This is a genomic window from Paenibacillus sp. FSL R5-0341 (genome assembly GCF_037975235.1).
GTDB classification, from domain to species: Bacteria; Bacillota; Bacilli; order Paenibacillales; family Paenibacillaceae; genus Paenibacillus; species Paenibacillus amylolyticus_A.
In genome coordinates this window covers 313897-334420 of the sequence record NZ_CP150241.1, presented here as the reverse complement: position 1 = coordinate 334420, position 20524 = coordinate 313897, and the positions used below count along the sequence as shown (strand labels likewise).

The following is a 20524-nucleotide window of genomic DNA, read 5'->3' as shown; positions in this document are numbered from 1 at the left end:
GTTATGTTACATATTCCGAATGAGGGATGATACGGCACCCGTATCTGGATAAAAGTTCAATATGACACAAGTAGGCTTGGCCCGTTTGGCCTCACGGCTGGTCAGCCCACGCTGGAAACCTAATTGTTATCAGCCCAATACACGGCCTGCTGAATCTCGGATAACCAGCTCAGGCTTCAGCACAATTTTCTGCGGCTCTTTACGCTCATCCTTCAACTCTTCAATCAACAGATCTACAGCCCGATGTCCCAGTTCTTCAATTGGCTGGGCAACGGTCGTAAGCGGTGGACTGGTTACCGAAGCCAAAATGGTATTATCAAACCCGATAATCGACACATCCTCTGGCACACGTAGCCCCAGCTCTTTGGCTGCCTGAAGAGCACCAATGGCCTGAATGTCATTACAACAGAACAAACCTGTTGGGTGATCGTTCTCACCGAGCAGCAGTAGCGCCTCTTTTTTGGCCGAGCTCAGGTCAGCTGCCGATTCTCGGATCTGATTCGGTTCCAGCGTCTGACCTGCCTTAATCAGTGTTTCACGGAATCCGCGTACACGTTCCTGACTGCTGCTGACTTTGGACGGTTCCGACAATACCGCTAGACGGGTGTGCCCAAGTTCAAGCAGATGCTCCGCTGCGAGTGCTCCGCCGAGTATGTCGTCAATGGTGACTGTATGAACCGACAGGGACGGCATATGACGGGCAATCAAAGCGACAGGGATGGACTGCTGCAAGAGAGGTGACAAAATTTCGGCATTATCGATTCCGGTTCCGACCATCATGCCATCTACCCTTTTTTGCTGAAGCAGATTCAGGTAACGCTCTACCCGCTCGTCCTTATTATCCGTACTGCAGATGACCACACTGTAGCCCAATTGACGGCTTCGATCCTCGACTGCTCTCGCCAGTTCTGCGAAATACGGGTTCGAAATGTCCGGTACGAGCAGCCCCAGTGTATACGTCTGCTTACCTGTAAGTGCAGCTGCGATCGCGCTGGGTTGATAATGTAGGCGTTCCATGATCTCCATAATCTCGGCGCGTCGCTTCTCGCTGATTTTGCCTTTGCCATTAATGACCTGCGAGACGGTTGCAATGGATACACCCGCCTCGCGTGCTATATCGTATATGGTTGCTTTCATTGTTTTTCCCCATTTGTGCTATATATAAATTTCGTTATACATAGATAATTGTTCTCTTCTCATTATGCAGGGGGAAGTCTGCATACGCAACTTGAAGCGAGCACAATGTGCGTAGCAGGAACTGTTTTACTTTTTCATCAACCACTCATGGTCAGGGTCGTTATGGAATTTCCATGTCCGGGTTGGGCCAGCCATCACGTTCAGATAGTAGACCTCATACCCCGGAGGAGCACCTACCGGATGATATCCGTCCGGAACAAGCACCACTTCACCGTTTTTCACTGCAAGCGTCTCATCCACAGAGCGATCATCCGTGTATATACGCTGAATGGCAAACCCCTGCTCAGGCTGCACACGGAAATAATACGTTTCTTCCAGCAAAGATTCATCCGGGAGTGCGTCCCGATCATGCTTATGTGGCGGGTAACTGGACCAATGCCCATCTGGTGTGAACACCTCAACAACGAGCAGACTGTCCGCTTCCTTTTGTTCCGGCAAAATGTTGTGAATCTGGCGCTCCAGATTGCCATATCCTCTCGCCTCTACCCCTACATCTTCGGGTGCAATGAGACGAGCCGGATACGTGCCTTTTCCGGGCGCAACACATATAGCAATTTCTAGTTCAGTACGCGCTGTGATCTGCACTTGATCGGAAATTGAGACGTAGACCGAATACGGCGGGATTTTCTCGAAAACACTCATTCTTTTTCCGATATTATCCCATGTGTGCTCCCGGGTACTTACATTGGCGAAACCGCTGAGGAGCACCACACAGAGTTCCTGATCACCGCTCTCACGGGTTAGCGTCTCCCCCTCCGCCAGCTTCGCTACCTGAAAGCCAACATATTCCCACCCCGCCGACTCCGGTGTTACGTTGATAAGCGTACCGTCCCCCTCCGGATTGACCACGGGTTTCACAATACGTTCTGACATCTAGCCATCCACTCCTTTCTGTAGTCGTCCACAACAACATGATACTTCTAAAAACAAAAATTGGACTATTCATGCGCTCTATTCAAAAAAGTGACTTTAATTATCCACCTATGACGTTGCCGTTTGCGATTCCAGGGACACCCCAGGGACTTCACTCAGCTTCACAGGTCTTCCCCGCTCCATGGACATTTTTGCTGCCAGCGCAATTCGTTCTGCCTGTACTGCATCATGGCCATCTACGATAACCGGTGTATCATTAATGATTGCATCAATAAAGAGGGCTGTCTCCTGTACATACGCTTCATTGTAACGTTCCAGGAAAAAGTGTAACGGTTTGTCGCGCATCAGCCCGGTCGCTGTACTGATCTCAGCCGTATTCGGATGATCATTCGCTGCTGCCGCGCTGCCCATCGAACCAAATACTTCAACACGCTGATCGTATCCATATACAGCCTGACGGCTGTTATCAATAACACCAATCGCTCCGTTGGCAAACGTCATCGTTACAATCGCTGTATCCACGTCACCATGTTCTGCAAAGACCGGATTAATCAGCACATTGCCCTGGGCGTATACTTCTTCCACTTCACTCCCGGACAGATAGCGTGCCATGTCAAAATCATGAATCATCATGTCCATGAAGATCCCGCCAGATACCCGAATGTACTCCGCAGGCGGCGGACTCGGGTCACGAGACGTAATTTTGATAATATGTGGATCACCAATCGTACCATCCTGCACATGTGCACGTACCCGTCTGAAGTTGTGATCGAAGCGGCGGTTAAATCCGATTTGCAGCTTCACGCCAGCCTTCTGGACCGCCGCTACAGCCGCTTGAGTCTGTGCTAGATCCATGCTGACCGGCTTCTCGCAAAAGATGTGTTTGCCCGCCTGGGCGGCCTGTTCGATCAGCGGCACATGTGTATCTGTTGAAGAACAGATCAGCACCGCGTCTACATTAGGCATCGAGATCAACTGACTGCTGTCTGTCGTTACAACAGGAATGCCACGTCTGGAGGCCCAAGCCTCCAAATCAGGACCCGCGAACAAGTCACTGATTCCCACAATCTCGGCATGCAGGTTGCGCAGGAGATTGTCTGCATGAATTTTGCCGATCCGTCCAGCACCGATGATGCCAATTCTCACTTTGTCCTTGCCCATTCCGTTATCCTCCCTATGTGCGTCCATATGGGCTGGGCGTTCCCCTTAGCCCGAGTTATGCTCTGGTTGTTACCAGCGCGCCGTTACCATCTTCTTGCGAGTGTAGAATTCAACACCATCCTTGCCATTGGCATGCAGATCACCGTAGAAGGATTTCTTCCACCCGGAAAACGGGAAGAATGCCATTGGCGCAGGTACGCCCAGGTTAATACCCAACATGCCCGCATCAATCGTTTCACGGAATTGACGCATACTCGCCCCGCTGCGGGTGAACAGACACGCCCCGTTGGCAAAGTCTGAACGATTCGCCAGTTCTACCGCTTCCTCCAGCGTAGACACTCTTGCCACCGAGAGTACCGGAGCAAAGATCTCATCCTGCCAGATTTTCATACTGCTCTCAACTTGGTCGAATACCGTTGGCCCCACAAAATAACCAGCTTCACTTGTCGCCTGATCTTTGCGTCCATCCCGGATCAATGCCGCGCCTTCCTGCTCTCCCGCTTCAATGTAACTGAGTGTGCGCTCTTTATGTGGTCCACGGATGACGGGACCGAGGAACACGCCCTCATTCATACCGTTACCAATGGTAATGCGGTCAGCTGCTTCCACCAGCTTTTGTACCAGTTCGTCAGCCACATCACCCACAGCCACAACAACCGCACATGCCATGCAACGCTCCCCTGCTGAACCAAAAGCTGCACTGGTAATCTCTTTCACGGTTAGATCGAGATCGGCGTCTGGCATAACGATGGAGTGGTTCTTGGCACCCGCGAGTGCCTGTACCCGTTTGCCATGCTTGGATGCAGTAGTGTAGACGTATTCAGCCACAGGTTGTGATCCGACAAAGGAGATCGCTTGAATATCCTTATGTTCCAGCAACCCGTTCACGACATCATGCGCACCGTGAACGATGTTGAGCACGCCGTCCGGAAGCCCCGCTTCCTTGAACAGCTCTGCCAGGCGGCCTGCCAGTAGCGGTGTGCGCTCGGACGGCTTCAGGACAAAGGTGTTACCGCACGCAATAGCCAGCGGGAACATCCAGCACGGTACCATCATTGGGAAGTTGAATGGGGTAATTCCCCCAATAACACCGATCGGGTAGCGGTACATGCCCGACTCCAGTCCTGTCGCGATGTCAGGCAGTTGTTTGCCCATCATCAGATTCGGGGCACCGGCCGCGAACTCGACGCATTCAATGCCACGCAATACCTCGCCGTAAGCTTCGGCATAACTTTTACCGTTCTCCAGCGTCACCAGGCGAGCGAGTTCTTCCCAATGTTCCACCAGCAGCTGCTGGTAGCGGAACAGAATACGTGCACGGCGTGGAACCGGTGTGCTGCTCCATGACTTGAACGCTTCTCGTGCTGTCTGAACGGCCAGATCCACGTCCGCTTGTTCGGACAGTGGCACATGTGCAATAACTTCTTCCGTCGCCGGATTCACAACCGGCTCCGTACGAGTTGACGCTGGGGTTACCCAGGCACCTCCGATCCAGTTTTGTACCATTGTCACTGTTGCAGACGCTTCAGAAATCCCTTTTCCCATAGCCCTGTCTCCCTTCGCTTATGTGTGATCCCTTATGTTGAACTTATATCATTGATGTTGATCTGTATGAGTGTGTTATTCAAAGTATTGCAACGTGCTTCAAGACACGGTAATCTCGCCCCGATTGCAACGTTCGATGTAGTCATTCACCTGTTCCACCGTTGGCATCGCATCCGAACAGCTGTGGCTCGAAATGACGATACTTGCTGCGCCACTGCCGTACGCCATACTGCGCTCAATCGTCCAGCCCTGCATCAATCCATACAGGAACCCTGCCGCATAAGAATCGCCTGCACCGAACGTTTTGACCACTTTTGCCGGATAGCTGTCCGCACGGTGGGAAAGCCCTTCACGCGTATAAGCAATGGAACCTTCCTTGCCATGTTTGATTACAACGATGTTCGCTGAGAAATCGAACCATTTCTGCGCAGTCACCTGATCGCTATGATCCGGATTGTGGTCGAATGTCTCCATCATGTCGAACTCTTCACGTGTGCCCAGAATGATATCGCATTTCTCGGCTGCGAGGTTATAATAGACCGCCGTCTCTTCGTCCGATGTCCATGTGTATGGGCGATAGTCCAGATCAAACACAATAACTGTGCCATGTTTTTTCGCATACGTAAGTGCCTGTAATACGGCTTCACGGGATGGGCTCTGCGCGAGGGCTGTACCTGAGATTAGCAGCACTTTGGAGTCAGCAATTAACTGCTCCTGCACCTCTTGCGCCTGTAATAACAGATCAGCTACATTGTCCCGGTACATTAGGATACTGCAATCCGTTGGGCTTTTGATTTCGGTAAAAGCGAGCCCTGTCACCGCTCCGGTGTCATCTGTAACTACATTCGATGTGTCGATGCCGTTCTTCTCCAAATAACTCTGGATGAATCTGCCCATTTGGTCACCCGCGATCTTACCAATAAAAGCTGTCTCCATACCCAGTCTGGACATGCCAATCGTAATATTGGCCGGAGAGCCACCCACATATTTCGTAAACGTCATCGTCTCTTCCATTGGGCGATTGATCTCATTGGCATTCAAGTCGATACACAGACGGCCAATCGCGGTAAAATCCTTCTTCCTGGATACGGGAAAGGATACGTAAGTCATTGTATGTGAGCCCCTTTCTGTGGTGGAATTTTACATGTTGTATATGAATATCTAGACTGGTTACTCATTCCATCGTGAGGATTAGTACACGGCTAGAGTAGGTCAGTTTATTTTCCAATCGTAACCTTATACTCTTACTGGCCTTCTTCCTTTTTCACTTCATGGGTATGGTCCTCTCCCCATCGCTATGCCTATATCAGCTATGCTGGAATAAGGACTCCATATAGTTCAAGGAGCGTTTGGCGTACTCATACGGGTTATGAATCGCCGGATCCTGCTCTCCCTCAAGCATCGCCCAGCCATCGTACCCTCGTGTGATCAGTTCTTGCAGAATAGGAGCAAAGTCAATGCATCCATCCCCTGGTACAGTGAACACCCCTCTACGAATACAACCGACAAAGTCGGATTGCTCCGCGCGTGCTTCATCCAGCACATGCGGGCGGATATCTTTCAGATGGATATAAGCGATCCGATCATAATGTTTGCGTAGCAGTTCAAGTGGATCGGCTCCGCCATAATAGGCATGACCTGTGTCATAGAGCAGATACACGAGAGAAGGATCGGTTAGCTCCATCAGTCGATCAATCTCATCCGGTTGCTCTACCACTGTACCTCCATGATGATGGTACGTAAGCTTCAACCCGTGTTCACGTGCAATGGCTCCTGCTTCATTTAATCCTTCAGCGAGGATATGCCATTCCGATTCACTGAGTCTGAGCACTTCTTTTTCATTCGGTGTCCGTCTTGGATCAAAATGAAGTGAACCGCCTACCTCCGCTGTACTGATCACCTTACTACCCATGGATTGCAGAAATTCTGCATGTTTGCGATAATTGTCCAACTCCGACTGACGATACGCTGGATCGGAGAACAATACTGATTTCCACTGGGAGACCAGATTGATATTCCTTTTACTCAATTCCTCACGCAGTATAGCAGGATCGGTTGGATATTTGCGTCCCATCTCTGTACCTGTCAGCCCAAGACGCTGAATGTCATCCAGAATCTGTGCACACGTTGTCGCATCACCATGCTCTTTCACATCTTCACCTACCCAATTGATCGGATGAATCCCAAGCTGGAATGGCAGCTTGCTCATTGCTCCACGTCTCCTTTTTCGTTCAACATAGTGGTTCAATCGGAATGCAGTGCTCAAAATCGGATTAAATAGGTCTTGCTTTGGCACGGTTGGCTTGCATCGTATGATGAGCACGAACTACCTTCTCTTCGGCAGATACTTCTGGCACACCTACATTCCACCACGACTCATATCCACCTGCGTTGGTTCCAGGCACAACCGGAATTTCAATCAACGTACTCACCGTTTCGTTCTTCGCATCTCGGAGTGCCTGTTCCAGCTGTTCTGCTGTCTCGGCTCTATAGGATTTGGCTCCCATGCTTCGGGCGTGAGCTGCAAAGTCCATTGGCATATAATCCCCGGTCAGTCGTCCACTCTCGGATTCACGATAACGGAACTCATTGCCGAACCCGTCACTGCCATGTTCCCGCTGCAAATTATGGATACACTGAAATCCATTGTTGTTGAATAATAAAATAGTCATCTTCTTCTGTTCCTGCAAACTGGTCACAAACTCTGAATGCAACATCAGATAACTGCCATCCCCTACCATCGCGTACACTTCACGATCCGGCTCGGCAAGTGCTGCTCCGAACGCTCCACTTACCTCGTACCCCATACAGGAGAATCCATACTCCATGTGATACGTCTTTGGTTCAGCCGCTCGCCATAGACGATGCAGATCGCCTGGCAGACTGCCTGCCGCACACACAATAACGGAGGATGGATCAATCGTCCGGTTAACTACGCCGACTGCTGTAGTCTGCGCGAGTCCAGCTTCATGTTGTGCTCCATACAGCCGATCTACTTCTGCATTCCACTCAACTCGGAGATCAGCGACTTCGGATGCGCCATATGCACTGCGGTATTGTCTTTGCTGCAATTCCTTTTGCAAAGTCTGTAACCCTTCACGTGCATCTGCCAGAATGGCTTCCCCGCCTAGCTTGGCGGCATCCATGCTGTTTAGGTTAATGTTGATGAATGACACTTCCGGATGCTGAAAAGCAGAGCGGGACGCCGTCGTGAAATCCGAGAACCGAGTACCGACGCCGATCACCACATCCGCTTCTCTCGCCAGTCTGTTGGCTGCCAGAGAGCCAGTAACCCCGATGGCCCCCACATTCAGTGGGTGGTCCCAAGAGACTGCGCTCTTACCCGCCTGCGTCTCGGCGATCGGAATGCCAAATGCTTCTGCGAACTCCACTAATTGAGCAGATGCCTCAGAGTACAACACGCCGCCGCCTGCAACGAGCAGCGGCTTTCTGCTACGGGCAATCTGCTGCGTTGCCCGTTCAATGGCTGCCTGTACCGGCGGTCGACGGTCCAGATAATGTACTTTTCGGGCAAAGAACGATTCCGGGTAATCGTACGCCTCTGCCTGCACATCCTGTGGCAGTGCGAGTGTTACTGCTCCGGTCTCTGCCGGGTCGGTTAGCACACGCATGGCCTGTGTAGCAGCGATCATCAACTGTTCGGGACGAACGATGCGATCCCAGTACTTACTGACGGCTTTGAATGGATCAGTAGCTGAAATTGTATAATCACTGCTTACTTCCAGCTGCTGTAACACCGGGTCTGGTTCCCGTGTAGCAAAGTTATCTCCAGGAAGCAATAAAACCGGAATCCGGTTTACCGTTGCGGTAGCTGCTGCCGTAATCATATTCAAAGCACCAGGTCCAATGGATGTTGTACATGCATAGATCTGTCTGCGGTTCTTCTGCTTGGCATAGGCTGCTGCCGTATGCACCATGCCTTGTTCGTTCTTTCCTTGCATATACGTCAGGCTTCCGGGACTACGCTCCAGCGCTTCTCCAATGCCTGTTACGTTGCCATGTCCAAAAATACCGATGATTCCCTTCACAAACTTGGTTTCCACCCCGTCAACCGAGATATATTGCTGATCCAAAAATCGAAGCAATGCCTGAGCCATCGTCAGTCGAATTGTTGTCATGAAATGATCGCCATCCTTTCCTCTACGGGTTAAGCGCTTAATCTAAGTTAAGTTTAAGCGCCTTACCCCTAAAGGTTAAGCGCTTAATTGATATGGTATTACAGGCTGATGATTTACGCAAGCTATTTTTGTAAGCGTTTTTATAAAATGTGACAAAGAAGCTTAGATTTAGTGTTGGAGGATGTGTTGTGCTAGACCTGTTCCATTTGAGAACTTTCCACAATTACTAAGAGTTATGAGAGGAACGATCTCTCGTGAGAATGGGATACATACTGGTACATCTAGTGAGCTATATAATCTGTGGTCATGGTGTACTACAATCTCCAATATACCTATGAACGCAAAAAAAGAAAGAGACGGTGAGTACCATCTCTTTCTTTTCAATATTTAAGCGGGTGATGGGAATCGAACCCACGCTATTAGCTTGGAAGGCTAAAGTTCTACCATTGAACTACACCCGCATAACAACAATCGGGATGACACGATTTGAACATGCGACCCCCTGGTCCCAAACCAGGTGCTCTACCAAGCTGAGCTACATCCCGTTATCTATACCGGCGAGAGGACTCGAACCTCCACGGTTTCCCACTCGATTTTGAGTCGAGCGCGTCTGCCATTCCGCCACGCCGGCAAAATATGAAGTTATAATGGCGCGCCCTGAGAGATTCGAACTCCCGGCCTTTTGATTCGTAGTCAAACGCTCTATCCAGCTGAGCTAAGGGCGCAAAATATTGGAGCGGAAGACGGGAATCGAACCCGCGACCCTCGCCTTGGCAAGGCGATGCTCTACCGCTGAGCCACTTCCGCAAATAAGGGATGCGCGTGGAGGGACTTGAACCCCCACGTCAAAGACGCTAGATCCTAAGTCTAGTGCGTCTGCCAATTCCGCCACACGCGCATATAATGGTGAGTCATGAAGGGCTCGAACCTTCGACACCCTGATTAAAAGTCAGGTGCTCTACCAACTGAGCTAATGACTCATAGAAAAACTGGTGGAGGATGATGGATTCGAACCACCGAACCCGTACGGGAGCAGATTTACAGTCTGATGCGTTTGGCCGCTTCGCTAATCCTCCAGGATTACATGGTGCCGGCGAGAGGACTTGAACCCCCAACCTACTGATTACAAGTCAGTTGCTCTACCAGTTGAGCTACACCGGCGTATTACAGGTGTTATATATGGTGGCTCGGGACGGAATCGAACCGCCGACACGAGGATTTTCAGTCCTCTGCTCTACCGACTGAGCTACCGAGCCTTACTTAATTAAAAAATGGCGGAACCGACGGGATTCGAACCCGCGATCTCCTGCGTGACAGGCAGGCATGTTAGGCCAACTACACCACGGTTCCATAATACTTTCTCAAGGAAAGTTAATTGCGGGGGCAGGATTTGAACCTGCGGCCTTCGGGTTATGAGCCCGACGAGCTACCGGGCTGCTCCACCCCGCGTCGTTATAAAAGTTATATGGTGGAGGCTGAGGGGATCGAACCCCCGACCCTCTGCTTGTAAGGCAGATGCTCTCCCAGCTGAGCTAAGCCTCCATATTATGACCCGTAGGGGATTCGAACCCCTGTTACCTCCGTGAAAGGGAGGTGTCTTAACCCCTTGACCAACGGGCCTTACTGGCTCCCCGAACAGGGCTCGAACCTGTGACAACTCGATTAACAGTCGAGTGCTCTACCAACTGAGCTATCAGGGAATGGTGGAGCCAAGCGGGATCGAACCGCTGACCTCCTGCTTGCAAGGCAGGCGCTCTCCCAGCTGAGCTATGGCCCCATACTCTGGTGTATTTCTTGTTGTGGTCTTGCTATGGGCCCTGGTGGACTCGAACCACCGGCCTCACCCTTATCAGAGGTGCGCTCTAACCAACTGAGCTAAGGGCCCTTATCAATTTTCGAAAAAAAATACCCCAATGGGGTTTCGCTTGGCGGCGTCCTACTCTCCCAGGACCCTGCGGTCCAAGTACCATCGGCGCTAGAGGGCTTAACGGTCGTGTTCGGGATGGGTACGTGTGGAACCCCTCCGCCATCGCCACCAAACGCGGTGCTTACATTTCAGAGTTGTTGTTCTCTGAAAACTAGATTCGAAACGAAACACGCGAATTATCACTTGCAAATTGGATAAGCCCTCGACCGATTAGTACTGGTCAGCTCCATGCATTGCTGCACTTCCACCCCCAGCCTATCTACCTCGTCGTCTTCAAGGGGTCTTACATACTGGGAAATCTCATCTTGAGGGGGGCTTCACGCTTAGATGCTTTCAGCGTTTATCCCGTCCGTACATAGCTACCCAGCGGTGCTCCTGGCGGAACAACTGGTACACCAGCGGTACGTCCATCCCGGTCCTCTCGTACTAAGGACAGCTCCTCTCAAATTTCCTACGCCCACGACAGATAGGGACCGAACTGTCTCACGACGTTCTGAACCCAGCTCGCGTACCGCTTTAATGGGCGAACAGCCCAACCCTTGGGACCTACTTCAGCCCCAGGATGCGATGAGCCGACATCGAGGTGCCAAACCTCCCCGTCGATGTGGACTCTTGGGGGAGATAAGCCTGTTATCCCCAGGGTAGCTTTTATCCGTTGAGCGATGGCCCTTCCATGCGGTACCACCGGATCACTAAGCCCGACTTTCGTCCCTGCTCGACTTGTAGGTCTCGCAGTCAAGCTCCCTTATGCCTTTGCACTCTTCGAATGATTTCCAACCATTCTGAGGGAACCTTTGGGCGCCTCCGTTACTCTTTAGGAGGCGACCGCCCCAGTCAAACTGCCCACCTGACACTGTCCCCGCACCGGATTACGGTACCAGGTTAGAACCTAGATACGATCAGGGTGGTATCCCAACGTTGCCTCCACGCAAGCTGGCGCTCACGTTTCAAAGGCTCCCACCTATCCTGTACAGATCGTACCCAAATTCAATATCAAGCTGCAGTAAAGCTCCATGGGGTCTTTCCGTCTTGTCGCGGGTAACCTGCATCTTCACAGGTATTAAAATTTCACCGGATCTCTCGTTGAGACAGCGCCCAAGTCGTTACGCCATTCGTGCGGGTCAGAATTTACCTGACAAGGAATTTCGCTACCTTAGGACCGTTATAGTTACGGCCGCCGTTTACTGGGGCTTCGGTTCACAGCTTCGGATTGCTCCTAACCACTCCCCTTAACCTTCCAGCACCGGGCAGGCGTCAGCCCGTATACTTCGCCTTACGGCTTCGCACAGACCTGTGTTTTTGCTAAACAGTCGCTTGGGCCTTTTCACTGCGGCCCCCTCGTGCTATTCACACTACCGGGGCACCCCTTCTCCCGAAGTTACGGGGTCATTTTGCCGAGTTCCTTAACGAGAGTTCTTCCGCGCGCCTTAGAATACTCTTCTCGCCTACCTGTGTCGGTTTGCGGTACGGGCACCATCACCTGGCTAGAGGCTTTTCTTGGCAGTGTGAGATCATGACCTTCGCTACTGTAATTTTCACTCCCCATCACAGCTCAGCCTTACAATGTGCGGATTTGCCTACACATCAGCCTTACTGCTTGGACAGACATCCATCAGTCTGCGTCACTACCCTACTGCGTCCCCCCATTGCTCATAACGGCTTACGGTGGTACAGGAATTTCGACCTGTTGTCCTTCGACTACGCCTTTCGGCCTCGCCTTAGGTCCCGACTTACCCTGAGCGGACGAGCCTTCCTCAGGAACCCTTAGGCTTTCGGCGGATCAGATTCTCACTGATCTTTTCGTTACTCATACCGGCATTCTCACTTGTATAATGTCCAGCGCTCCTTACGGTACACCTTCAACCCTTATACAACGCTCCCCTACCCCTGATGCAAAGCATCAAGCCATAGCTTCGGTGGTGTGTTTAGCCCCGTTACATTTTCGGCGCAGAGTCACTCGACCAGTGAGCTATTACGCACTCTTTCAATGGTGGCTGCTTCTAAGCCAACATCCTGGTTGTCTGTGCAACTCCACATCCTTTCCCACTTAACACACACTTGGGGACCTTAGCTGATGGTCTGGGCTGTTTCCCTTTTGACAATGGATCTTAGCACTCACTGTCTGACTCCCGGAAGTAAGTCTATGGCATTCGGAGTTTGACTGAGCTTGGTAACCCTTGCGGGCCCCGCACCCAATCAGTGCTCTACCTCCACGACTCTGTTTTCCGAGGCTAGCCCTAAAGCTATTTCGGGGAGAACCAGCTATCTCCGAGTTCGATTGGAATTTCTCCGCTACCCCCACCTCATCCCCGCATTTTTCAACATGCGTGGGTTCGGGCCTCCAGTGCGTGTTACCGCACCTTCACCCTGGACAGGGGTAGATCACCCGGTTTCGGGTCTACGTCCACGTACTAAGTCGCCCTATTCAGACTCGCTTTCGCTGCGGCTCCGGCTCTTCACCTTAACCTTGCACGGGAACGTAACTCGCCGGTTCATTCTACAAAAGGCACGCCATCACCCCTAAAACGGGCTCTGACTTTTTGTAAGCACACGGTTTCAGGTTCTATTTCACTCCCCTTCCGGGGTGCTTTTCACCTTTCCCTCACGGTACTGCTTCACTATCGGTCGCTAGGAAGTATTTAGCCTTGGCAGATGGTCCTGCCGGATTCATACGGGGTTTCACGTGCCCCGCACTACTCGGGATCCGTCTCGGAGGGAACAGACTTTCAACTACAGGGCTTTTACCTTCTTTGGCGGGCCTTTCCAGACCTCTTCGCTTAACCGGTTCCTTTGTAACTCCATGTGAGACGTCCCACAACCCCAAAGAGCAAGCTCTCTGGTTTGGGCTTCTCCGCGTTCGCTCGCCGCTACTGACGGAATCACTATTGTTTTCTCTTCCTCAGGGTACTTAGATGTTTCAGTTCCCCTGGTATGCCTCTACATAACCTATGTATTCAGTTATGAGTAACTGGAAATTACCCCAGCTGGGTTTCCCCATTCGGACACCCCCGGATCAAAGCTTGCTTACAGCTCCCCGAGGCAGTTTCGTTGTTCGCCACGTCCTTCATCGGCTCCTAGCGCCTAGGCATCCTCCGTGTGCTCTTAGTAGCTTAACCTCGTGCTCCGATTTCGACTGCTCGCTTCCCTTGTTTTGCTTGCGCAAAGCCAAAAGTCGCTCCCACCCGATACCATCGTACGTGCAATCTACCTTATAAAAACACTTCACTTGTTTACACAAGATCAGCTTAAAGGAATGTTCTAATTCGCGTTTGTTTCGTTTCGATATCTAGTTTTCAAAGAACAAGCTCCATGCAAAAGCAAGCTGTCTGAGAGTTTGAGCTCTCAAAACTGAGCAACGAGTGAGTAACTAGCCGACCTGGCTAGATTTTATATTTGAATGTTTCCACTCGGGAAACGATTCTCCATAGAAAGGAGGTGATCCAGCCGCACCTTCCGATACGGCTACCTTGTTACGACTTCACCCCAATCATCTATCCCACCTTCGGCGGCTGGCTCCTTGCGGTTACCCCACCGACTTCGGGTGTTATAAACTCTCGTGGTGTGACGGGCGGTGTGTACAAGACCCGGGAACGTATTCACCGCGGCATGCTGATCCGCGATTACTAGCAATTCCGACTTCATGCAGGCGAGTTGCAGCCTGCAATCCGAACTGAGACCGGCTTTGTTGGGATTGGCTCCATCTCGCGATTTCGCAGCCCGTTGTACCGGCCATTGTAGTACGTGTGTAGCCCAGGTCATAAGGGGCATGATGATTTGACGTCATCCCCACCTTCCTCCGGTTTGTCACCGGCAGTCTATCTAGAGTGCCCATCCGAAATGCTGGCAACTAAATATAAGGGTTGCGCTCGTTGCGGGACTTAACCCAACATCTCACGACACGAGCTGACGACAACCATGCACCACCTGTCTCCTCTGTCCCGAAGGAAAGATACATCTCTGTACCGATCAGAGGGATGTCAAGACCTGGTAAGGTTCTTCGCGTTGCTTCGAATTAAACCACATACTCCACTGCTTGTGCGGGTCCCCGTCAATTCCTTTGAGTTTCAGTCTTGCGACCGTACTCCCCAGGCGGAGTGCTTAATGTGTTAACTTCGGCACCAAGGGTATCGAAACCCCTAACACCTAGCACTCATCGTTTACGGCGTGGACTACCAGGGTATCTAATCCTGTTTGCTCCCCACGCTTTCGCGCCTCAGCGTCAGTTACAGCCCAGAGAGTCGCCTTCGCCACTGGTGTTCCTCCACATATCTACGCATTTCACCGCTACACGTGGAATTCCACTCTCCTCTTCTGCACTCAAGTCACCCAGTTTCCAGTGCGATCCGGGGTTGAGCCCCGGGATTAAACACCAGACTTAAATGACCGCCTGCGCGCGCTTTACGCCCAATAATTCCGGACAACGCTTGCCCCCTACGTATTACCGCGGCTGCTGGCACGTAGTTAGCCGGGGCTTTCTTCTCAGGTACCGTCACCTTGAGAGCAGTTACTCTCCCAAGCGTTCTTCCCTGGCAACAGAGCTTTACGATCCGAAAACCTTCATCACTCACGCGGCATTGCTCCGTCAGGCTTTCGCCCATTGCGGAAGATTCCCTACTGCTGCCTCCCGTAGGAGTCTGGGCCGTGTCTCAGTCCCAGTGTGGCCGATCACCCTCTCAGGTCGGCTACGCATCGTCGCCTTGGTGAGCCGTTACCCCACCAACTAGCTAATGCGCCGCAGGCCCATCCCCAAGTGACAGATTGCTCCGTCTTTCCAGTTTCCTTCAGGCGAAGAAAACAATTATTCGGTATTAGCTACCGTTTCCGGTAGTTGTCCCAAACTTGAGGGCAGGTTGCCTACGTGTTACTCACCCGTCCGCCGCTAACCATCAGAGAAGCAAGCTTCTCATCAAGTCCGCTCGACTTGCATGTATTAGGCATGCCGCCAGCGTTCGTCCTGAGCCAGGATCAAACTCTCCAATAAAGTATTGAAAAGAGCGATAAGCTCATTTTGAATCTGACGAGATTAAAAATCTCATTTGTGCTCCAGCCGATCCAAACCAAGGCTTGTCTCAACTTTCGCGTTTATTCTGCAAGCAGAATGTTTACTCACTCGTTGTTCAGTTTTCAAAGATCAAACTTGTTTCGTTACCGAGCGTTGTTCTCCTCAGCAACTTTTATATCATAACACTTCCGAACCAACTTTGCAAGCTCTTTTTTTAAGTTTCTTTCGAAGCTTATTTATTTTGCTTGCGGCACTATGTTTTTCGTGTTTTTTTTGGCCGGAAATAGAATATACCATATGCACAACATAATTACTACTTGTAAAATATTCCATCAATGAATTTCTCGTTTACTTGATATAATCTCTTTTCAAACTATCTTCTCGATGGCAATATCCTCTTACTATACCCTACATACACTCGCCAGTCTATTCTGCCTCTATATAGATTACGAACAGAACCAATCAACATCATTACCTTCTATATAATAAGAAACACAATATCATATGGAACAATGCTATCTATTATTTTGATTTCGAGTATAGTAATGAACTCACTCTTCTGTGAGCTTGATAAGTTATGGTCCTCACTTCTTTACTTGTTACGCTTTGAACCTGCCCATCACTATCGTGTCGTAATACTGTCCATCCGCATGTCTACGATCCCTTTTCAAAACGCCTTCAATCCCGAAGCCACTCTTTTGATATAACTTGATTGCCTTTTCGTTTGATGCCAGTACATTCAACATCATCTTCTCTACACCAGTCTGGTCTGCCCATTCCATCGACTGCTCCAACAAGTTCATGCCAATCCCATGTCCCCAGAACTCTCTGGCTACACACACGCCGAACTCAACCTTATGGCAAAAGCGCTTCAACTCTGTACCTTCACATCGGGAGTATCCCACAATCTCGCCCGCTACTACAGCAACGAGGAATAGATTCCGCGACTTCTCGGTGTCCACATGGATGATACGCCTGAAACTGGCTGGGTCGATATACGCCTCGCCCTCTTCACGATCCATGTTCTCAGTTTCTCCGTCCAGTTGTACACGAAGTGAAGACAGGGCCTCAGCATCCTTTTCCTCTGCCAATCTAATCGAGTAAGATACTCCTTTAACGTAATATTCCTGTTGTTCGATAATCATAAGAACCATTCCACCTATTCCACTTTAATTAAATATTCCATACTCTCTACCGCTCTACCCCACCTCAGACGGACTCTTACCTGTAAGCATCTTGAACACCTGGCTGAAATACGTGGCATTACGGAACCCCGTCATCTCACTTACCTCATATACCATGTAATGTCCCGACTGCAACAGTTCCAACGCTCTTTGAATTCGGTACCCGTTCAAATAACTCACGAAATTCTCCCCGGTCACCCTTTTGAACAGTTGACTCAGATACTTCGGATGCACGAATAGCCCCTTGGCAATCGCTTCAAAACTGATCTCTTCGGCGTAATGCAGCTCCACATATTGTTTCACCTGCTCTATCAGTTTATTACTTTTCTTCTCGCCCATCTCCTTGCGTATCTGTTCCAGCCAGTTGCAGATAATACGATCCATCCAGCTTACCAGATCATGCAACGCATATTTCGATTGAATTTCACGCAAAAAATCACTCATCGCCAGCGGCGGGGGTAACATCGGGTGAAGTCGGTTCCAGCTATGAATCAACGTGTCAAACAGACTGACGGCCACCACCTGTACATCCTGTATGCCAACACAGTTGCCCTCTTTCAGCAAAAGGCAAATATGATGCCATACCTCTTCCGCCAGATCTGGTCTGATATCCGTCCAAGCCTCACTCCATTGACGAAGTAATAGCGAATAATCGGTCACACTTGGTTCTGTATCCTCTGACGCTTCATAGTGGTAGATACGACTTCCACCTTGAAACTCTGCTGTTTCCACCGCTTCCCTGCTCTCCAAATAAGAATCTATCACCTCACATGGGTGACTTTTGGATCTTCCTATTCCAGCACTTACTTCGATTTTCAAATACGTAAAGATCTGATCCATCATCCTTTCCACGAGTGGCAGGATATCCTCTAGCTGATCCTTATCCTCTGTATCTCCTAATAGAAGCAACACAAAGACCTGATCCGAATAATCAACAATCTCTACCAGATCATTCATGCGCGCCGCATGCTCCTTCACCGTCTCTTGGATAATATCAGCCGCCCCATAGCGGAGAAGCTGCCAATCCCGTTCTTTCATCCGTGTCAAAAATACGGGGCGATTCAGCTGCAGACTAATGGCGCGTGCTTGTGAGGACATATGAATGCCTATATAGTCCATGCGTTCTTTAAGCAGCTCCTCCGGCCGATATCGCGTAGTCAGCAGTTCGTGTAGAAATTGTTTGCGCAAATACGGAAGTACCCGTCCGACCTCCTGCTTGTACGTCCGCTCTAGCCGCTCATGCCGCTCTCGCACATCTTGTTCCAGTAACACCTCCCGCAGCACAGACTCAATCTCCTCCACCTCCGCAGGCTTCAGCAAAAAGTGATTCACACCCCAGCGCATGGCTGCTCGGGCGTTCTCGAATTCGTCATATCCACTAAGGATGATGATCGGCAGATGGGGATGATCACGCCGCAACGTCTGCGTAATCTCAAGCCCGGTCATCCCTGGGAGATAAACGTCAGTCATAACAAGATCGGGATGCATGCGGTGAAAAAGATCAAGCGCATCCAGGCCATTCGAAGCAGTGCCTACAATGCTGAGGCCCAGGGAAGGCCAGTCAATATGTTCCGTTAGTGCCTTTACAATATGCGGATCGTCATCTACAAGCATGATGGTCTTCATCCTTTTTCACCGTCCAGCCACAGATTTAATTGCTCATCGGTCTCAATACGAGGGAGTGTAATCGTCACTTCCACACCACCCGACTCTCCATCCCTCAGTTGAACGCCATATCGCTTCCCGCAATAGAGCTGAATTCGCTGATGAACATTCCGTACACCGATGCCACACGTCGCTTCGAGTTCCCAACCCTCTGGCAAGCCTTGGCCATTATCCGTGATACGAATGACGATATCCGGTTGAGAGCTTTCCGCCTCATGCATATACACCTGAATTCGAAGTGTGCCTTCTTCCGGATGTCCGTGCATAACGGCATTCTCAATAAAGGGCTGTAAGATAATCTTGGGAATAAAACAGCCACGAATACGCGGATCGATCTGCTCCAGATATTGAATAGAGAAGGGTAGACGCTCTGACTGAATGCTGACGTAACAACGCGCATGCTCCAACTCGTCCCGTACCCGAATAAATAATCTCCCCCCACTCAGTCCGATCCGTAAAAGCTTACTGAGCTGCACAATCATACGACTGATATCCTTGGCTTCGTAATCGAGCGCACGCCAGTGGATCATGTCGAGAGTGTTGTATAGAAAATGGGGTTTGATCTGGGCCTCAAGCAAGCCCGTCTGGGCTTCCCGCTTAGCACGGCTCTCATCCTTCACCTGTTCCATCAGCGTCGTGAGCTGTGAAGCCATGTGATTGAATCCATACGCCAAATGGGCATATTCCTCTGTGAATGACAGTTGTACCCGAGTATCAAAATCCCCTTTCTCCAATTGTCTCATTCGCTTGATCAGTTGGCGTAGAGGACGAATAATCCGCCGCACGAACAGAAATGCGAGTAATGCCGAGCATAACAACCCCAGTACTGCAATGCCAAGAATCTGCCACCCTGCGTGTCTGACCGGGGATAACAGCATATGAACCGGAATAGTCTGCACCAGACGCCACTGAAGCATCGCTGGTCTGGAGTACAGCACAAGCTGAGCGCCACCGGGTTTACCGGAAACCACTTCGAATCCGTCTTCTCCACGCTGGACGTGTTGCTGAATCCATACACTATCTATAATAGAAGAAGAATCTCCATCTCCCCCACTTGTAGTGGGGTTATCAGACCACTTAGGTCCCTCAACGGAATCAGATTCACCCATTTGCATGACGACATTACCAGCCGTATCCACCAGCAGCACCTTGCCTTCCAATACCATGGGCATATCCGAAAACCTGCGTACGATGTCTGCGCGGCTCAGCCGAATAAGCACGTAGGCTACCGTCCCACCTCGGCTGTCAAAGATTCGCTGGGCATAACCAATTAGGGATTGACCCGATTCATTCTCGCGCAAAGGTACCCATGCTGCATCTGCCTGCTCCAGTGCTTCGAACCAGGAATCGCCGGATATCGTATCTACCGGGAAGATGCGATCAGGCATGGTAACAGCTACACCGTTAAATGCATCCGTGTACAACTCTATAGAAGTAATGCCTTCACTGACGACCAGAGTATGATCCAATATGCGGGATACTTCCCGCCGTTGATGAATCTGCGAAAGTCTTCCGGTCTCCATTGTCTCAAGCAGACTGGACAGCTCCCGATTGCTCGCCAAAGCATAAGCTGTTCCGGTTACCCCTGTGATGAAATCAAATCCCCGGCGTGTGCTCTCGTTCAGAAGAGCCAGGCGTGCTTTGCTAATCTCGGCAAAGGTGACCGCTGAGAATGACTGATATGCCAGCCAGACGATCACCGAGACGAGCAACAGGTTAAACGCAATAAAGCAAGTCACCATCAATGTGGAGAGCTTGCTTTGTTGCAGCTTTTGATTAATATATGAAGACCATCTTCCTTTCCGCATGCGAAAATCAACTCGTTTCGTCT

10 protein-coding genes, 17 tRNA genes and 3 rRNA genes are annotated in these 20524 nt (G+C 50.6%); all 30 read right to left on the bottom strand.

Annotated features, from left to right (window positions below):
* Positions 1-129: 129 nt before the first annotated feature.
* Positions 130-1137 (bottom strand): LacI family DNA-binding transcriptional regulator, encoded by a 1008-nt coding sequence (locus tag MKX75_RS01570; protein ID WP_339168119.1) that lies wholly within the window; start codon positions 1135-1137, stop codon positions 130-132.
* A gap of 126 nt (positions 1138-1263) precedes the next feature.
* Positions 1264-2070 carry a 5-deoxy-glucuronate isomerase gene (gene iolB / locus MKX75_RS01565; RefSeq protein WP_076334239.1) on the bottom strand — a complete coding sequence of 269 codons (807 nt, stop codon included), beginning with the start codon at positions 2068-2070 and terminating at the stop codon, positions 1264-1266.
* Positions 2071-2178: 108 nt separating this feature from the next.
* Positions 2179-3231, bottom strand: a complete 1053-nt coding sequence (iolG, locus tag MKX75_RS01560) for an inositol 2-dehydrogenase (RefSeq protein WP_076334238.1) — start codon at positions 3229-3231, stop codon at positions 2179-2181.
* 69 nt (positions 3232-3300) lie between these two features.
* A complete protein-coding gene (locus MKX75_RS01555; protein WP_339168116.1) occupies positions 3301-4776 on the bottom strand; it encodes a CoA-acylating methylmalonate-semialdehyde dehydrogenase in 1476 nt (491 codons plus the stop codon).
* A gap of 99 nt (positions 4777-4875) precedes the next feature.
* Positions 4876-5886 carry a 5-dehydro-2-deoxygluconokinase gene (gene iolC, locus MKX75_RS01550; protein ID WP_047841171.1) on the bottom strand — a complete coding sequence of 337 codons (1011 nt, stop codon included), beginning with the start codon at positions 5884-5886 and terminating at the stop codon, positions 4876-4878.
* Between the two features lie 196 nt (positions 5887-6082).
* Positions 6083-6985 (bottom strand): myo-inosose-2 dehydratase, encoded by a 903-nt coding sequence (gene iolE / locus MKX75_RS01545; protein ID WP_076334237.1) that lies wholly within the window; start codon positions 6983-6985, stop codon positions 6083-6085.
* 64 nt (positions 6986-7049) lie between these two features.
* Complete coding sequence (gene iolD, locus MKX75_RS01540; RefSeq protein WP_339168113.1) at positions 7050-8915, bottom strand: 3D-(3,5/4)-trihydroxycyclohexane-1,2-dione acylhydrolase (decyclizing); 1866 nt, start codon at positions 8913-8915, stop codon at positions 7050-7052.
* A 390-nt stretch (positions 8916-9305) separates the two neighbouring features.
* Positions 9306-9376 (bottom strand) — tRNA-Gly (locus tag MKX75_RS01535).
* Between the two features lie 10 nt (positions 9377-9386).
* A tRNA-Pro gene (locus tag MKX75_RS01530) sits at positions 9387-9460 on the bottom strand.
* Between the two features lie 7 nt (positions 9461-9467).
* Positions 9468-9546, bottom strand: a tRNA-Leu gene (locus MKX75_RS01525).
* Between the two features lie 17 nt (positions 9547-9563).
* A tRNA-Arg gene (locus MKX75_RS01520) sits at positions 9564-9640 on the bottom strand.
* Between the two features lie 7 nt (positions 9641-9647).
* A tRNA-Gly gene (locus MKX75_RS01515) sits at positions 9648-9722 on the bottom strand.
* 10 nt (positions 9723-9732) lie between these two features.
* Positions 9733-9813, bottom strand: a tRNA-Leu gene (locus tag MKX75_RS01510).
* 6 nt (positions 9814-9819) lie between these two features.
* Positions 9820-9895, bottom strand: a tRNA-Lys gene (locus MKX75_RS01505).
* 10 nt (positions 9896-9905) lie between these two features.
* Positions 9906-9991, bottom strand: a tRNA-Tyr gene (locus tag MKX75_RS01500).
* Positions 9992-10000: 9 nt separating this feature from the next.
* Positions 10001-10076: transfer RNA gene (locus tag MKX75_RS01495), tRNA-Thr, on the bottom strand.
* Positions 10077-10095: 19 nt separating this feature from the next.
* Positions 10096-10171 (bottom strand) — tRNA-Phe (locus MKX75_RS01490).
* A gap of 16 nt (positions 10172-10187) precedes the next feature.
* A tRNA-Asp gene (locus MKX75_RS01485) sits at positions 10188-10265 on the bottom strand.
* A gap of 25 nt (positions 10266-10290) precedes the next feature.
* A tRNA-Met gene (locus MKX75_RS01480) sits at positions 10291-10364 on the bottom strand.
* Positions 10365-10381: 17 nt separating this feature from the next.
* Positions 10382-10457 (bottom strand) — tRNA-Val (locus MKX75_RS01475).
* Positions 10458-10463: 6 nt separating this feature from the next.
* Positions 10464-10535, bottom strand: a tRNA-Glu gene (locus tag MKX75_RS01470).
* Between the two features lie 4 nt (positions 10536-10539).
* A tRNA-Asn gene (locus MKX75_RS01465) sits at positions 10540-10615 on the bottom strand.
* Between the two features lies 1 nt (position 10616).
* Positions 10617-10692: transfer RNA gene (locus MKX75_RS01460), tRNA-Ala, on the bottom strand.
* Between the two features lie 34 nt (positions 10693-10726).
* Positions 10727-10800 (bottom strand) — tRNA-Ile (locus MKX75_RS01455).
* A gap of 38 nt (positions 10801-10838) precedes the next feature.
* A 5S ribosomal RNA gene (gene rrf / locus MKX75_RS01450) occupies positions 10839-10955 on the bottom strand.
* A 77-nt stretch (positions 10956-11032) separates the two neighbouring features.
* A 23S ribosomal RNA gene (locus MKX75_RS01445) occupies positions 11033-13958 on the bottom strand.
* A gap of 312 nt (positions 13959-14270) precedes the next feature.
* A 16S ribosomal RNA gene (locus tag MKX75_RS01440) occupies positions 14271-15823 on the bottom strand.
* The 16S, 23S and 5S rRNA genes sit together here with 17 tRNA genes alongside, the layout of an rRNA operon.
* 620 nt (positions 15824-16443) lie before the next feature.
* Entirely contained in the window at positions 16444-16989 is a 546-nt protein-coding gene (locus MKX75_RS01435) for a GNAT family N-acetyltransferase (protein ID WP_339168112.1), read from the bottom strand.
* A 54-nt stretch (positions 16990-17043) separates the two neighbouring features.
* Entirely contained in the window at positions 17044-18642 is a 1599-nt protein-coding gene (locus MKX75_RS01430) for a response regulator (RefSeq protein ID WP_339168110.1), read from the bottom strand.
* Between the two features lie 8 nt (positions 18643-18650).
* Entirely contained in the window at positions 18651-20501 is a 1851-nt protein-coding gene (locus tag MKX75_RS01425) for a sensor histidine kinase (RefSeq protein ID WP_339168109.1), read from the bottom strand.
* Positions 20502-20524 lie beyond the last annotated feature (23 nt).

Excerpts from the sequence above, each read along its gene's own strand:
- MKX75_RS01570 (WP_339168119.1), bottom strand. The coding sequence starts at position 1,137 with ATGAAAGCAACCATATACGATATAGCACGCGAGGCGGGTGTATCCATT.
- iolB (WP_076334239.1), bottom strand. The coding sequence starts at position 2,070 with ATGTCAGAACGTATTGTGAAACCCGTGGTCAATCCGGAGGGGGACGGT.
- iolG (WP_076334238.1), bottom strand. The coding sequence starts at position 3,231 with ATGGGCAAGGACAAAGTGAGAATTGGCATCATCGGTGCTGGACGGATC.
- MKX75_RS01555 (WP_339168116.1), bottom strand. The coding sequence starts at position 4,776 with ATGGGAAAAGGGATTTCTGAAGCGTCTGCAACAGTGACAATGGTACAA.
- iolC (WP_047841171.1), bottom strand. The coding sequence starts at position 5,886 with ATGACTTACGTATCCTTTCCCGTATCCAGGAAGAAGGATTTTACCGCG.
- iolE (WP_076334237.1), bottom strand. The coding sequence starts at position 6,985 with ATGAGCAAGCTGCCATTCCAGCTTGGGATTCATCCGATCAATTGGGTA.
- iolD (WP_339168113.1), bottom strand. The coding sequence starts at position 8,915 with ATGACAACAATTCGACTGACGATGGCTCAGGCATTGCTTCGATTTTTG.
- MKX75_RS01435 (WP_339168112.1), bottom strand. The coding sequence starts at position 16,989 with ATGATTATCGAACAACAGGAATATTACGTTAAAGGAGTATCTTACTCG.
- MKX75_RS01430 (WP_339168110.1), bottom strand. The coding sequence starts at position 18,642 with ATGCTTGTAGATGACGATCCGCATATTGTAAAGGCACTAACGGAACAT.
- MKX75_RS01425 (WP_339168109.1), bottom strand. The coding sequence starts at position 20,501 with ATGCGGAAAGGAAGATGGTCTTCATATATTAATCAAAAGCTGCAACAA.